This is a genomic window from Pseudomonas leptonychotis, from assembly GCF_004920405.1.
Lineage (GTDB): Bacteria > Pseudomonadota > Gammaproteobacteria > Pseudomonadales > Pseudomonadaceae > Aquipseudomonas > Aquipseudomonas leptonychotis.
Genome location: NZ_RFLV01000001.1, coordinates 674451 through 689475, shown reverse-complemented (window position 1 = coordinate 689475; position 15025 = coordinate 674451). Strand labels below are relative to the sequence as shown.

Below are 15025 nucleotides of genomic sequence, written 5' to 3'. Positions count from 1 at the left end.
TGATCCAGATCAGTAAGCGAGCCGCGGCAGGTCGTTAAGCTCGCTGGCTTTCGGATGAGAGCCTGCCATGCGACGCGAACCCATAATGCTGTTCGATAACGGCGAGCATCAATGCATGATGTTCGATGATCTGGTCAGCGGGGAGGGCGTGCAGTCCAACCAGTTTCTGATCACCGACAGCGGGCAGTCCCTGCTGCTCGATCCCGGTGGTGATTTGACCTACACACCGCTGTCGTTGGAGCTGTCCAAACACATCTCGGTGCAGGACCTGACCTATATCTTCGCTTCGCACCAAGACCCGGACATCATTGCCTCTCTGGATAAATGGTTGCTGCACACCCGCGCACGGGTTATTTGCTCGAAGCTGTGGGCGCGTTTTTTGCCGCACCTGACAGCCAACTACCTGGCCCTCAGCCATGGCATTAATACCTTCGACCGAATCATCGCGTTGCCCGATCGAGGTCAGGCCTTTCGCTTGGGTCAATGCACGCTGAAAGCGGTGCCCGCGCACTTTTTACACTCGGTGGGTAACTTCCAGCTGTATGACCCTGTGAGCAAAATCCTGTTCTCTGGCGACATGGGCGCATCCTTGGTCGACGATGCGCATCCGGTCAGCGATTTCGCCAACCATGTGCCGAATATGCTCGGGTTTCATCGGCGTTATATGGCCAGTAATAAAGTCTGTCGTTTGTGGGCCGCGATGGTTCGCGGGATGGACGTGGCGATGATCGTGCCGCAACACGGCCGGCCGTTTATGGGAGCAGAAATGATCAATGCCTTCCTTTATTGGATCGAGAACCTTGAGTGCGGCATGGATCTGATGGGGTCAGATGACTACAGCGTGCCGCGTTAAGCACGGCTGACTTATCGCGCCGGATTGTCCGTTAATGCGGCGTGTTCGGCGCTTTTTACCGTCATCTTGACCGTGCTAGGGTGCCGCCTTCGATTTCAGCAAAGGCGCTGCCATGCTCTCCTCTCTATTCCCTTCGTCGCGTCGGGTGCTGGCCTGTTTAATCGCCCTTAGCAGTGCCTGCGCGCAGGCCGAAAACTGGCCCGGTGAAGACTGGTCAAGCCAACTTGTCGCGCCGAGCACAGCGATCAGCGCGCTGGACAGTTATGCCTTCCCTGCGCGCGATGAGACTACCCGCAAAGGCGTGCGCACTGATGCCCTGTTGGTGATTCGCGACGGTCAGGTGGTGTATGAGCGCTATGCCGAGCCCACTTCAGCGGCGACGCCGCACCTAGGCTGGTCGATGGCCAAGAGCATACTCGCGACCACAATGGGCGTGGCATACGGCCAGGGGCTGTTCAAGCTGGATGCGCCGGTGGCGGATTATTACCCACCCTTCAGCGCACACCCGCAGATCAAAGTCGGTCATCTGCTCAACTGGGCCTCGGGTCTGGACTGGCAGGAAGACTATGAATACGCCCCGCTGAAGTCTTCGGTGGTGGCCATGCTTTACACCCGTGGCCGCAGCGATATGGCAGCCTTCACCGCCGCGCATACGGCTGATGCCGAACCGGGTGCGCGCTTTCGTTATTCCAGCGGCGACACCAACGTGCTGTCAGCGGCGCTCAAGGGCATGGTCGGCGAGGCGGCGTATGCCGACTACCCCTGGACGGCGCTGTTCAATCCGCTGGGCATCAAGTCTGCCGTTTGGGAAGCCGATGCCGCGGGCACCTTTGTTGGCTCTTCTTACCTGTATATGACCGCACGTGATCTGGCGCGCGTAGGCCTGCTGATGCAACGCGAGGGCCGTTGGGGTGAGCAGCAAGTGCTGCCTAAAGCCTGGGTTGAGTTCAATCGCACGCCGTTTGCCAATTACCAGCCGCAGGCGGATAAGCCCAATGAGTCTGTTCCGGGCGGGCAGTGGTGGCTCAATGTGTCTGTGGCCGGGGCGCGCAAACCGTGGCCGGATGCACCCAGCAACACCCTGGTGGCCTCAGGGCATTGGGGGCAGGGCCTGTATGTGCTGCCTGATGAAAAACTGGTGATCGTGCGTTATGCCGATGACCGTGACGGCAGTTTTGATCGCAACCATTTCCTCAAATTAGTACTCGCGGCCACAGCCACTGAGGTGCAGCCATGATTCGCCGTCGACCGTTCAGTGCGCTGCTATTGCTGATTCTGTTGTTGCTGGCTGCCTTGGGTTGGCAGAACCGGGCTCATCTGCAAGCCTTCCCCGACATCATTGGTGCTTACTCAGCCAAGGAATATTGTTCGTGCCGTTATGTGGCGAATAACCCTGCGCAGTATTGCGAGGCTTACGTGGCGCAATATGTGCCGCTATCAGGCTTTTTTGATGATGTTGCACACAGGCGCGTCACGGCGCGCGGGTTGGGCCGTACACAGAGTGCGCAGTGGTTGAACCCACGCCAAGGCTGTCAGCTGCTAGCAGAGCCGACGGTGTTGCCGCCGTCCTGAGATGGCTGTCATGGCAAGGGTTTGCAATGCATGGCAGGGCGGCTATGGTGGCGTCTTCGTATCTGACCGTGAAGTGTCATGCCTGAAGTTCTGTCTCGTGTGAGCCACCATGGCCTATAGCGTATTCCCTTGGCGACGCGGCAATGCGGTGAGCCTGCTGGTCGATGGCCCGTGTTTTTTTGCGCAGATGCTCAAGCGTATTAATGCCGCGCAACGCCATGTAGAGCTGGAACTCTATCTGTTGGAAAGCGGCGCGTGCTCTACGGTGTTGGTGGATGCCTTATGTGCTGCCGCTGAGCGTGGTGTCGCGGTGCGCTGCCTGTTTGACGGGTATGGCGGGCAGGGCTTACTGCTGCCGGATCGCCAGCGGTTAGACGCCGCAGGTATTCAGGTGAAGTGGTACAACCCGGTACGTTGGCGGCATGGCGTGCGTAACTTTCACCGTGATCATCGTAAGGTGTTGGTGGTGGACGCGCAGTTCGCCTTCGTCGGCGGTACTGGCGCTACAGATGCCTTCTGGCAGCCTGAAGAGGCCGAAAGCCGCTGGCATGAAGTCATGGTGGAAATCAGTGGCCCCTTGGTCGCGGATTGGCTGCAGTTGTTTGAGCGCCAGTGGCAGATGGACCAAGGCTGGATTGTCTGGCGGCCGCGTTTACCCCTGCGCATCAAAACTCTGTTGGCGTTGCCGGCTGTTGGGGATGGTTTGGGCCGTGTTGCCTTTGCTGATGCGGTGCAACACCGCGATATTCTCTACTCGCTGGTGCGCATGTTGCGCAGCTCCAAGCGCCGCATATGGCTGGCCACCCCTTATTTTTTACCGACGTGGCGGGTGCGCCGGGTGCTGCGCCAAGCGGCGGCACGTGGCGTAGATGTGCGCCTGCTGCTAGCCGGTAACAATACCGACCATCCGCCCATACGTTTTGCTGGGCAGCGTTATTACGCCAGCCTGCTGAAAGCCGGTGTGCAGATATTCGAATACCAGCCGCGTTTTCTGCACCTGAAGATGGTCTTGGTGGACGACTGGGTCAGCATAGGGTCGTGTAATTTCGATCACTGGAACCTGCGATTCAACCTGGACGCCAACCTGGAAGCGCTCGACCCTTCGTTTACTGCCAGCGTCGCGGCCTGCTTTGAGCGTGACTTTGCCGACAGCCAGTTGATTGATGGTAAAGCCTGGTTGGCCAGGCCTTGGTACATCCGCGTGCAGCAAAAAGTGTGGGGCGTTCTGGATCAGCTGATGTTCAAACTGCTGAATCGCCGTCGCTGAGCCACACTTTTGTCGGGTGTGGCTCGCGCAGGGCGGCGCTATGCTCGTTTGATAACATCGTTAAGGATGCTGTCGATGCGTAGTTTGCCCTGGCTCATTGTGTTGTTGTCTGTGGTGCTGAGTGGCTGCTCGAGCCCAGGGGCGTTCTTTGGTGCAACGCAGGGCGAAGCGTTTCGCCCGCACCCGCTCACTGATGGCAATCATGCGCGGGTCTACCTGTATCGTCCGCAGAGTGCATGGGCCGACCAGGAACTGGAGGCGCCCGCGCTGTTTCTCAATAACGCCCGCATTGGCAGCTTGCCGAGCAAGGCCTATATGGTCTTTGAGTTCGACACTGCGCGTTACCAGTTGGAAATGCGGCGCCCCCTCTTAGGTACGTACTGGACGCTCTTCGCCGATGGTCCGCTGGATTTCACCTTGATCAGCAGTTTCACCCTGGATGCTGAGGCCGGTGGCACCTATTACCTGCGTTATGACGAGCTGAATCCGCCTCCAGTCAATGAGCAGGCGCCTGCGCAGGGCGATGGACCGCTGCAGTTGGTTTCGCAGGAAGTCGCTCATCAAGAAATCGCCACAACCCGTGAAATTCAACCCGTCGAGCGAATTGCCGCTAGCGGCGAAACCGAGCGTATGCAACGTAGCTTCTGGCGCAAGATCGGCCAGTCGTTGGACAAGATCGGCATCTAAACGCAACGGACCAGCGCAAGGCTGGTCCGTCAGGGTGTTGAGTGCGGGGAACCCCGCGTGTTTCGTTCTTCGGGCTTAGATTAACTCCACCGCAACGGCTGTCGCTTCACCGCCGCCGATGCACAGCGAAGCTATGCCGCGCTTACCGCCGGTGTTCTTCAGTGCGTTGATCAGGGTCAGAATGATCCGCGAGCCAGTGGAACCGACTGGGTGGCCCTGGGCGCAGGCGCCGCCATAGATGTTGACCTTGGCGTGATCCAGGCCGTGCTCGCGTATGGCCAGCATGGTTACCATGGCGAAGGCTTCGTTGATTTCGAACAGGTCGACCTCGGCCTTGTTCCAGCCGGTTTTCTTCAGCAGGTTGGTGATCGAGCCAATCGGCGCGATGGTGAACTCGCTTGGGTCCTGGCTCTGGGTCGCGTGGCCGACGATTTTCGCCAGTGGCTTGAGGCCGCGTTTGGCGGCTTCTTCGGCGGTCATCAGCAGCAAGGCCGAGGCGCCGTCGGAAATCGAGCTGGCGTTGGCGGCGGTAATGCTGCCGTCCTTGCGGAAGGCTGGTTTCAGGCTGGGGATTTTCTCCAGGTTGGCGTTCAGCGGCTGTTCGTCATCCTTGACCACGACATCGCCCTTGCGGCCGCTGACGGTGATCGGGACGATTTCCGCATCCAGCGCACCGCTGGCGATGGCTGCCTGAGCGCGCTTGAGCGACTCGATGGCGTAGGCGTCCATTTCTTCGCGGGTGATGCCGTACTGGTCGGCGGTTTCCTGGGCGAAGGAGCCCATCAGGCGGCCGGTACGCGCATCTTCCAAACCGTCGAGGAACATATGGTCTTTGATCTCGCCATGGCCCATGCGCAGGCCCGTGCGGGCTTTGCTCAAGATGTAGGGCGCGTTGGACATGCTTTCCATGCCACCGGCGATCATCACGTTATTAGTGCCGGCCTTGAGCAGGTCATGGGCCAGCATCACGGCCTTCATGCCCGAGCCGCACAGCTTGTTGATGGTGGTGCAGCCAGTGGCGGCGGGCAGGCCGGCATTTAGTGAGGCTTGACGCGCCGGACCTTGCTTGAGGCCTGCTGGCAGCACGCAGCCCATGATCACTTCTTCTACATCGGCGGCGGCAATACCGGCACGCTCAACGGCCGCGCGAATCGCTGCTGCGCCTAGATCGACGGCAGCCACGCTCGACAGCTTGCCTTGGAAACCACCCATTGGCGTACGTGCGCCGCTGACGATGACGATATCGGACATTGGAAACTCCTTAATAGTGAGCCAAACAAACCCAGTGGCTAGCCGCTGATTCTACTGCGTGACTAAAAAAGCCCAAAGAGTCACGCGGAAAATCATTCTTTGGGTTGATTTGGTTGAGTGGATGGCGCTCTAGATTGGGCGCACTGAAAAATTTGTGAACTAAGGTACCGCCATGCTGAAGACTCGCCTGATTAAACCCGCCGATAACGCCCACCAAGCGCCGTTGCTGATCAAGCGTCTGCTGCTGTCTGGCATCCGCTATGAGAAAACGCGGGAAATCGTTTACCGCGATCAGCTGCGTTACAGCTATGCGACGCTTAATGAGCGTATTGCTCGGCTCGCCAACGTGTTGACTGAAGCGGGGGTCAAAGCGGGGGATACCGTGGCGGTGATGGACTGGGACAGCCACCGTTACCTTGAATGCATGTTCGCCATCCCGATGATCGGCGCGGTACTGCACACCATCAACATCCGCCTGTCGGCCGATCAGATTCTTTACACCATGAATCATGCCGACGATAAGTTCGTGCTGGTCAACAGTGAGTTTGTGCCGCTTTACAAGGGTATTGAGGGCCAACTGACCACCGTCGAGAAGACCATTCTGCTGACGGACGCCGCGGAAAAAACCGCTGACCTAGGTGGGTTGGTCGGCGAGTATGAGACCTTGCTGGCCGCTGCCAGCCCGCGTTACGACTTCCCCGATTTTGACGAGAACTCGGTCGCCACCACCTTCTACACCACCGGCACCACTGGTAATCCCAAGGGGGTGTATTTCAGTCACCGCCAGCTGGTGCTGCACACCATGGCCGAGGCCAGCGTGCTGGGCAGCCTGGACAGCATCCGCCTGTTAGGCACCAATGATGTGTATATGCCAATCACCCCGATGTTCCACGTGCACGCCTGGGGCATTCCGTATGTGGCGACCATGTTGGGGATCAAGCAGGTCTATCCGGGGCGTTATGAGCCGGATCTGCTGTGCAAGCTGATCAAGGACGAGAAGGTCACGTTCTCCCATTGTGTGCCGACCATTCTGCAGATGGTGATGAATGCACCCGGCGCCCAGGGGCAAGATTTTGCTGGGTTGAAAATGATCATCGGTGGTAGCGCGCTGACCCGTTCGCTGTATGACGCCGCCAAAGCGCGCGGGATTCAATTGACCGCCGCCTATGGCATGTCGGAAACCTGCCCATTGATCTCCTGTGCGCACATCAATGATGAAATGCTTGCGGGCAGCGAGGACGAACGCACCACCTACCGAATCAAAGCTGGCGTACCTGTACCGCTGGTGGAGGCCGCCATCATGTCCGCCGACGGCACCCTATTGCCCGCCGATGGCGAAAGTCAGGGTGAGTTAGTGTTGCGTGCGCCGTGGCTGACTCAAGGCTATTTCCGCGAGCCGGAGAAAGGTGCGGAGCTGTGGCAGCACGGTTGGTTGCACACAGGTGACGTGGCCACGATCGATGACTTCGGCTTTATCGACATTCGCGACCGCATCAAGGATGTGATCAAAACGGGCGGTGAGTGGATTTCCTCCCTAGAGCTGGAGGATTTGATCAGTCGCCACCCGGCTGTGCGCGAAGTGGCTGTGGTGGGTGTGGTCGATCCGCAATGGGGCGAGCGGCCTTTTGCTCTGCTGGTGGTGCATGAAGGACAAAGTCTGGACGCCAAAGCTCTGAAGGAACACCTCAAGCCTTTTGTCGATCAAGGCAGCATTAATAAGTGGGCGATACCGTCGCAGATTGCGCTTGTTACCGAAGTTCCCAAAACCAGTGTCGGCAAGCTGGATAAGAAACGTATTCGCCTGGATATCGTCCAGTGGCAGGCAGCCGGCAGTCCATTTTTATCCACTCTTTAAGCTTTTTTGTAACGGGTGAGGCGCAGGCCTCGCCCGATGCTGTATTGGCAGGTGAATATGCTCAGAGCCTTTTGGGTAAGGGCTTTCAGCCGATCAGATAATGTTTTTTGACTGTGTTCTGCGCGCCTGTGATGGCTGTTCTATTAGCGGCGAACAGAGTCGTTTTCAGTGACTGCTCAGTCAAACAAGCGTTTGGCTTGCTAATTGCTCGTTCCAAGCCATTCTTGGCTTTGCCGGCTGTGCTACATACGCCGAAACCTGCGAGCCAGAGTGCCTGGGGACTGCAAATCACACTTTCGAGGGATCAAGCAGACGTACCCGCTGGCTATAGTTCGCACCATCCATAACAAAAAACACATGGAGTAGCGTCGATGACAAAAATCCAAAACACCTGGCGCCTGGCAAAACTGCCACTGGCCGTCAGCCTCGCATCCACCCTCGCCGCTCCAGCTTTTGGCGTGACTTTTGATATCGGCGAGATCGAAGGGCAGTTTGACTCCTCGCTGTCGGTTGGCGCGAGCTGGTCCGTGCGTGGGGCCGACCCAGATCTGATCGGTGCCAACAATGGCGGGAAAGGTCTGTCGCAGACCACCGATGATGGCCGTTTGAATTTCAAGAAAGGCGAGACCTTCTCAAAGATTTTCAAGGGTATTCACGATCTTGAGCTGAAGTACGGTGATACCGGTGTATTTGTGCGTGGTAAGTACTGGTACGACTTTGAACTGAAGGACGAAAGCCGTCTGTTTAAAGACATCAGCGACAGTAACCGCAAAGAAGGCGCTCAAGCCTCTGGCGCACAAATTCTCGACGCCTTCGTCTATCACAACTATGCAATTGCTGACCAACCGGGTTCGGTTCGTCTGGGCAAGCAGGTTGTAAGCTGGGGCGAAAGTACCTTCATCCAGAATGGCATCAATGCGGTCAACCCAATTGATGTGTCTGCATTCCGTCGTCCAGGCGCGGAAATCAAGGAAGGCCTAATTCCGGTCAACATGTTCTATGTGGCGCAAAGCCTCACTGAAAACCTGTCGATGGAAACCTTCTATCAACTGGAATGGGACCAGACGGTCGTCGATAACTGCGGAACATTCTTCTCGCAAGTCGATGTGGCAGCAGATGGTTGTGACGATAATCTTCGTTTGCTGACTAACAATCCCACGTCTATTCGTACACTTAACAGCCTATTTCTGGGTCCAGCAGGCCTGAGCCTTGATGCTAACTCTGAGGGTAGCCTGGTTGTGCGTGGTGACGATGTAGACGCACGCGATAGCGGTCAATGGGGGCTGGCGTTCCGTTATCTCTTCGAGCCGCTGGATACCGAGTTCGGCTTGTATGCGATGAATTACCATAGCCGGGCTCCATTCTTAAGTGCGAAGGCTCCTAACCAACGCACTTATGACATTGCGAATCGCATTTTGCCGCTTAGCAGCTCAGGCGCAGCCCTTGCAATTGCCGGCAGCTCGGAATACTTCATTGAATACCCAGAAGATATTCGTCTTTATGGTTTGAGCTTCTCTACTACCTTGCCTACTGGTACGGCTTGGAGTGGTGAGATCAGCTACCGGCCTAATGCTCCTGTAGCGTTGAATACGACCGATATTCTCTTCTCTGGTGTTCGTCCGCTTGGTCCTAATAACCCTTATGCGGATGCATCTGTTTTAGAAGGCGCGCCGGGTACAACTCAGCATGGGTATAAGCGTAAAGAAGTCACTCAGTTGCAAACCACATTCGTACACTTTGTTGATCAGGTAATGGGCGCCAGCCGCCTTACCTTGATTGGTGAAGTAGGCATGACTTTTGTGGGTGGGTTGGAAAATAACAGCGAGGCACGTTACGGTCGCGATCCGGTCTTCGGCCCGGGTGAGCTGCCTAATGGTACTTGTCAAAATCTGAACCAGGTAACGCTTGCAGGTGCCGTTGGTAATACTGATTTCTCTAATGTCAGCAAGCACTGTAATGACGACGGTTTCACCACCCATAGTTCTTGGGGCTACCGTACCCGTGCTATCTGGGATTATCCGGATGTATTTGCCGGCGTGAACCTGCGCCCGAGCGTGGCATGGCAGCATGACGTAGATGGCTATTCGCCTGGTCCAGGTGCCAACTTCGAAGAAGGTCGTAAGGCTGTCAGCCTAGGGTTGGATGCCGAGTACCAGAACACCTACACCGCTAGCCTGGCTTACACCGACTTCTTTGGTGGTAAATACAGCACTTCAATTGATCGCGACTTTGTTGCGCTCAGCTTCGGCGTGAACTTCTAAGCGGACGAGATTTTTGAGGACCAATATGACTATGAAAACAACAAAAAGTCTGCTGCAAACCGGTGCGCTGACACTCTCGCTGCTGGCCAGCGGTGTGATGGCGGCCGTATCGTCGGATGAAGCTGCCAAGCTGGGTACCACGCTGACGCCAGTCGGTGCTGAAATGGCAGGTAATGCGGATGGTTCGATTCCGGCCTGGACTGGCGGTCTGCCAGCAAGCGCCGGTGCTGCTGATGCGGCCGGTTTCCTTTCGGATCCGTTCCCGAGTGAGCAGCCACTGTTTACTATCACCGCGCAGAACGTAGATCAGTACAAAGCCAACCTGACCCCAGGTCAGCTGGCGATGTTCAAGCGTTATCCGGACAGCTACAAAATGCCGGTATTCGCCACTCATCGTACGGCCACTATGCCGGACTTTGTTCTGAATGCTGCGAAGAGCAACGCCGTCAATACTAAGATGGTTGAAGGCGGTAACGGTCTGGAGAACTTTGATCAGGCCATTCCTTTCCCAATTCCGAAAGATGGTCTGGAAGCGATCTGGAACCACATCACCCGTTACCGTGGTGGTAGCGTGAAGCGTCTGGTAACCCAGGCGACTCCGCAGCCGAACGGTTCTTACAGCCTGGTTTACTTCCAGGATGAGTTCACCTTCCGGGGTGCGCTGAAGGATGCTGACACCAGCAAGCCAAGTAACGTGCTGTTCTACTTCAAGCAGCGGGTAACCGCTCCGTCGCGCCTGGCTGGTAACGTGCTGCTGGTACACGAAACCCTTAACCAGGTGAAGGAGCCGCGTTTGGCGTGGCTGTACAACGCCGGTCAGCGTCGTGTACGTCGTGCGCCGCAGGTATCGTATGACGGTCCAGGTACTGCAGCCGATGGCCTGCGTACTTCTGACAACTTCGACATGTACAACGGTGCTCCTGACCGCTACGAGTGGAAACTCAATGGCAAGAAGGACGTATACATCGCTTACAACAGCTACCGTTTGGACTCTCCAAAGCTGAAGTATGACCAGATCATCAAGGCTGGCCACATCAACCAGGATCTGACCCGTTATGAGCTGCACCGTGTATGGAATGTGACTGCAACCCTGAAGTCGGGCGAGCGTCACATCTATGCCAAGCGTGACTTCTACCTCGACGAAGATACCTGGCAAGCAGCTGTGATTGACCACTACGACGGTCGCGGTACTTTGTGGCGTGTGGCTGAAGCCCATGCTCAGTACTACTACGACAAGAAAGTGCCGTGGTACAGCGTAGAGACCCTGTATGACCTGCTGTCCGGTCGTTACCTGGCTCTGGGTATGAAGAACGAAGAGAAAAGTGCTTACGAGTTCGACTACCCCGCTAAGGAAAGCGATTACACCCCAGCGGCCCTGCGCCAGTCGGGCGTACGCTAAACCTGATTGATGCTGCATAAAGAACCGGCCCGCGAGGGCCGGTTTTTTTATGGCTGGGTATCCAATATGGTCATTTGCTTTACCGTCGCGGCGTAACGATAAAGCGTTATGCCGCGAGTTTTATGCCGACGCTAAGCAAAAAAAACGGCTGCTGGAGGATAAGCAATCATTGCTGTTTTCTACCTGAGAACCGTAAGGGCTTCAAATGCGTGCATCAAGACGCTAGGCTGCTGAGCATTGGTAGTGCCTCTGCCTGACTACTACAAGAAACCGCTTGATGAATGATTTGTCTCCAATTGCTGGCTTGGTTGCAGCGCCCAACACACTGGGCGGGCATTTCTATCGGCCGCCTTTACCCGCCAGTTATGTGCCGCGCCCCGCACTGTGTGAGCGTTTGCTGGGCGGCTTGGCGGGGCGACTGCTATTGGTCAGCGCGCCTGCCGGGTTTGGTAAAAGCTCATTGGCCATCGAGTTTTGTGAGCACTTGCCTGAGCAGTGGCAAAGTTTGTGGCTGGGTTTGAGTGCCCGCGACAGCGATCCTGGGCGCTTTCTTGAACGCTTGCTGAATGGCTTGCAGCAGTTTTTCCCAGGGGTTGGTCAAGAAGCACTGGGGTTGCTGCGGCTGCGCCAACGGCATCAACCTTTTGCATTCGAGGAGTGGCTCGATGGTCTACTCGATGAGCTGGCCCTATGCCTTAACCCGCAGCATCCGCTGTTGCTGGTGTTGGATGATTACCACTTAGCTCAAGGCGCAGTGCTTGACCGGTGTCTGCAGTTTTTTCTGAGCCACCTGCCGCCGGGTTTGGTGATGCTGGTGACCAGTCGTCAACGGCCAGACTGGCATTTGGCGCGGCTGCGGTTGTCGCGTCAGTTGCTCGAGCTACACGAGCAAGACCTACGTTTGAGCGACCGCGAGAGTACCGAGTTGCTTGCCTTGCAGGGCTCAGTGTTAACCGCTGAGGCGTTGACGGCTTTGCTGCAGCGCAGCGAAGGCTGGGTGGCAGGTTTGCGTTTGTGGTCGCTCGCTGCCAGTGAAGCGCAGGATTCAAGCGCGTTACCGGCGCAGGCCCAGCGCGGTAACGGGTTGATTCATGACTACCTGTTAGAAGAAGTGATCGAGCGGCAGCCCGTCGAGGTGCAGGCTTTTCTCTATGAGACGGCCAGTCAGGAGCGCTTCTGCGCTGAGCTGTGTGATGCCGTGCGCGATGCCCATGATAGCGGCGCGATTTTGCGCCACCTGCAGGCCCATCAGGTGTTTTTGGTGCCGCTGGATGAGCAGGGTAAATGGTTTCGCTACCATCACCTGTTTTCTGATCTGCTGCGCAGTCGCCCGCAGCCTTTAGCCATTTTGCACTTGCGCGCTTGCCGCTGGTTCAGCGGCGCGGGGCTGCTAGATGAGGCGATTGAGCAGGCGCTGCGTGCTGGACAGCCCGACGTGGCGGCGAATCTGGTGCAGAACCTTTCAGAGGAGCAGCTGCTCGCTGAGCAGAACGTCGCGACTTTGCTGCGCTGGAAAATGGATTTGCCGGACAGCTTGCTGACCAGTACCCCGCGCTTGATTCTGCTGTATGGCTGGGCATTGGCGTTGGCTTGTCAGCTGGATGCGGCCGAAGAATTGCTGCACCAGCTCGAGCGTTTTTTGCCTGCGCGTGAGCGCGCCGAGCAGGAAGGTTTACTGTCCCAATGGTTGGCCCTGAGTGGCGTGATTGCCCGCGGTCGTGGCGACAGCGCCAAGGCGCAGGCCTATTGCAGTGAAGCGTTGAGCTGCCTGCCGCTTGATCGTTATGGTCAGCGCCTGATGTGTTTATCCAGTCTGTCCAATCTGGCGATTGTGCATGGTGATCTATGGCGCGCCCGAGGGCTGAATCGTGAGGCGTTAGAGTTAGCGCAGCGCGTCGGCAATCCGTTGTTTGAAGCCTTGGCCCACTACGACCGAGCGCGGGTTCTGCAAGCCCGCGGTGAGGTGTTACGTGCGCTAGATGAAGTGCGCCAAGGGCTGCAGCGTTTGGCGAGTTTGCCCGCGCAGCGCCAATATGCGGTGCGTGGGCGGCTGACTTTATATGAAGGATATCTACTGAGTCTGCGCCTGCAACCGCAGCTGGCGCGGCAGCGGCTGCACGCCGGGATTGCGGAGGCACGTGGTTGTCGCGACATCAGTGTGCTGATCGGTTATTGCGTGCTAGCCAGCCTTGAGGGGCGCACGGGCCACTTGCCCGAAGCCTTTGCTCAGCTGGCCGAGGCCGAGCGATTGATGCATATCTGGGATATTCCGCCGATCTACTACCTGGCGATGATCACGTTAGCCAAATGTGAGTTGTGGTTGCGTCAGGATCAGCGTGAGCTGGCGAGTGTCTGGCTGAGCCGCTTGTTGGATGCCTATGGCGGCGAACAGGCCGCTGCCGCTCCGGAGTTTCACCCGCAACTGCCGTTGCATATTCAGCTACACCTGGCTACCTCCGAGCGATTACAGGGGGAGGATGAGCATGCCGAGCGGCGCCTGCGTGGGCTGATCCAGCTGGCGCAAAACGCCGGTGGGCAGCTGTTGGGTGCTATTGCGCAGATGCAACTCACTGGCTTGCTGCGTGACAGCGGGCGTGAGCGTGAAGCCCAGCTGCAGTTACGCAGTGCTTTGCAGGCGGCTGCAGGTGGTGGGTTGCTGCCGTTCCATAGCATGTTGAATCAGCAGCCGGACTGGTTGCGTGAACAATTAATGACGCAGGAATCGAGCCCTTTGACTGAGGCATTGCTGGGGTTGCTGCCACAGGCTGTGCAGGTGGTCAGTCAGGATGACTATGCCAGTGTGGTCGATGCCTTGAGCTCGCGTGAGTTGGCGGTGCTGGAGCTGATCGCTCAGGGTTGTTCCAATCAGGAAATCAGTGAGTGTTTATTTATCTCGCTGCACACGGTGAAGACCCACGCCCGGCATATCAACAGCAAGCTGGGCGTCGAGCGCCGCACACAGGCTGTCGCGCGGGCCAAGCACCTTGGCTTACTGCGCTGATTCGGTAGGCACGGAAAGATCGAGGCTGCGCGTGGGAGCCTGGCGCGGCTGCGCCTCTGCGGCCGCCAGCTTGCTCTGCACATCGCGCTGGATGCTCAGTAACACAGGCTGCAACTCGCGCATCGAGGCCTGCACTTCGCTGTAGGTGTGTTGCTGAGCCAGTTGTTCGATGCGTTGCAGCAGTGCTGCACGCACATCCGTACTGAGATGGATAAACAGCCCGGGCAGTTGCTTGCTCAGTTCGGCGCTGTAGAGCACCAGTTCCTCACGGCCGAACTGCTTGGTCAAACCAAGATAATCGAGGGCGCTGGACGTCAGCATAGCGGCTGCCGCCTTGGTTTCATGCAGGCCCTGCAAGCGTACCGGGTTGCTTTGCTCGCTTGCAGACAGCGTCATCCAAAACTCCGTGGTGAGGGTGAACAGTACAGCCTGTTGGCGCAATGAATAGCTCATCAACCCGAGTGCCTCGGCAGCATAGGGCTGTTGCACAGCGCGAAAATCAAAGTACAGGCGCATCAGCTCCTTGAGGCGAAACAAGGCTTCACGAGCTTCGTTTTGCCGTAACTCCAAGGGCGCGTAGATGTTCAGCTGCGGGCGGAAATTTTCCTCGCTGACCATGCGCTGGTAGATCGGCCCGGTGAATTCGCCGCTGCGGCGGGGCAGGGCATTGAGCTGCGTACTGTCGACCTTGTTGAGTGCGTCCAGCAGTTGCTGATAATCGGCGCTGTTCCACGGCTTGTGGATGTCAGGGATTTTCTGGCCGAGGTAGAACAGCTCGGCGGCCTGCACGGGCGACAACAGAACCAGTAAAAGGATGGCCAGCGGTAACGTGCGGCGTAGTGGTAGCGTGTGTGGCACAAGAATAGTCCCGCGAATATG

11 protein-coding genes are annotated in these 15025 nt (G+C 57.3%); 9 read left to right on the top strand and 2 right to left on the bottom strand.

The window, feature by feature from the left end; all coding sequences use genetic code 11:
- Window positions 1-67: 67 nt before the first annotated feature.
- The 5 genes from D8779_RS03090 to D8779_RS03070 all read left to right on the top strand — a co-directional run bounded on the left by D8779_RS03090 (window position 68) and on the right by D8779_RS03070 (window position 4379).
- The gene (locus D8779_RS03090) at window positions 68-853 is read left to right on the top strand and encodes an oxygen-binding di-iron domain-containing protein (protein ID WP_136662997.1); all 786 of its coding nucleotides are present in this window, start codon (window positions 68-70) and stop codon (window positions 851-853) included.
- A gap of 112 nt (window positions 854-965) precedes the next feature.
- On the top strand, window positions 966-2090 hold the full coding sequence (locus tag D8779_RS03085) for a serine hydrolase domain-containing protein (RefSeq protein WP_136662996.1): 1125 nt from the start codon (window positions 966-968) through the stop codon (window positions 2088-2090).
- The gene (locus D8779_RS03080) at window positions 2087-2425 is read left to right on the top strand and encodes an amidase (protein WP_136662995.1); all 339 of its coding nucleotides are present in this window, start codon (window positions 2087-2089) and stop codon (window positions 2423-2425) included. The genes D8779_RS03085 and D8779_RS03080 overlap by 4 nt, the downstream gene beginning before the upstream one ends.
- A 109-nt stretch (window positions 2426-2534) precedes the next feature.
- Window positions 2535-3692, top strand: a complete 1158-nt coding sequence (locus D8779_RS03075) for a phospholipase D-like domain-containing protein (protein WP_136662994.1) — start codon at window positions 2535-2537, stop codon at window positions 3690-3692.
- Between the two features lie 75 nt (window positions 3693-3767).
- Complete coding sequence (locus D8779_RS03070; protein WP_136662993.1) at window positions 3768-4379, top strand: DUF2846 domain-containing protein; 612 nt, start codon at window positions 3768-3770, stop codon at window positions 4377-4379.
- 75 nt (window positions 4380-4454) lie between these two features.
- Here the strand turns inward: D8779_RS03070 and D8779_RS03065 are convergent, their stop codons facing one another.
- On the bottom strand, window positions 4455-5630 hold the full coding sequence (locus D8779_RS03065; protein WP_136662992.1) for a thiolase family protein: 1176 nt from the start codon (window positions 5628-5630) through the stop codon (window positions 4455-4457).
- A gap of 172 nt (window positions 5631-5802) precedes the next feature.
- Here D8779_RS03065 and D8779_RS03060 point away from each other — a divergent pair, with 172 nt between their 5' ends.
- The 4 genes from D8779_RS03060 to D8779_RS03045 all read left to right on the top strand — a co-directional run bounded on the left by D8779_RS03060 (window position 5803) and on the right by D8779_RS03045 (window position 14146).
- Entirely contained in the window at window positions 5803-7485 is a 1683-nt protein-coding gene (locus tag D8779_RS03060) for a fatty acid--CoA ligase (protein WP_136662991.1), read from the top strand.
- Window positions 7486-7856: 371 nt separating this feature from the next.
- On the top strand, window positions 7857-9746 hold the full coding sequence (locus D8779_RS03055; RefSeq protein ID WP_136662990.1) for a DUF1302 domain-containing protein: 1890 nt from the start codon (window positions 7857-7859) through the stop codon (window positions 9744-9746).
- A gap of 31 nt (window positions 9747-9777) precedes the next feature.
- Window positions 9778-11145, top strand: a complete 1368-nt coding sequence (locus D8779_RS03050) for a DUF1329 domain-containing protein (RefSeq protein WP_136662989.1) — start codon at window positions 9778-9780, stop codon at window positions 11143-11145.
- 277 nt (window positions 11146-11422) lie between these two features.
- Window positions 11423-14146 carry a winged helix-turn-helix domain-containing protein gene (locus tag D8779_RS03045; RefSeq protein WP_136662988.1) on the top strand — a complete coding sequence of 908 codons (2724 nt, stop codon included), beginning with the start codon at window positions 11423-11425 and terminating at the stop codon, window positions 14144-14146.
- Here D8779_RS03045 and D8779_RS03040 read toward each other — a convergent pair.
- Window positions 14135-15004, bottom strand: coding sequence for a hypothetical protein (locus D8779_RS03040; RefSeq protein ID WP_136662987.1), 870 nt, complete (start codon window positions 15002-15004; stop codon window positions 14135-14137). The two genes, D8779_RS03045 and D8779_RS03040, sit on opposite strands and share 12 nt — an antisense overlap.
- Window positions 15005-15025 lie beyond the last annotated feature (21 nt).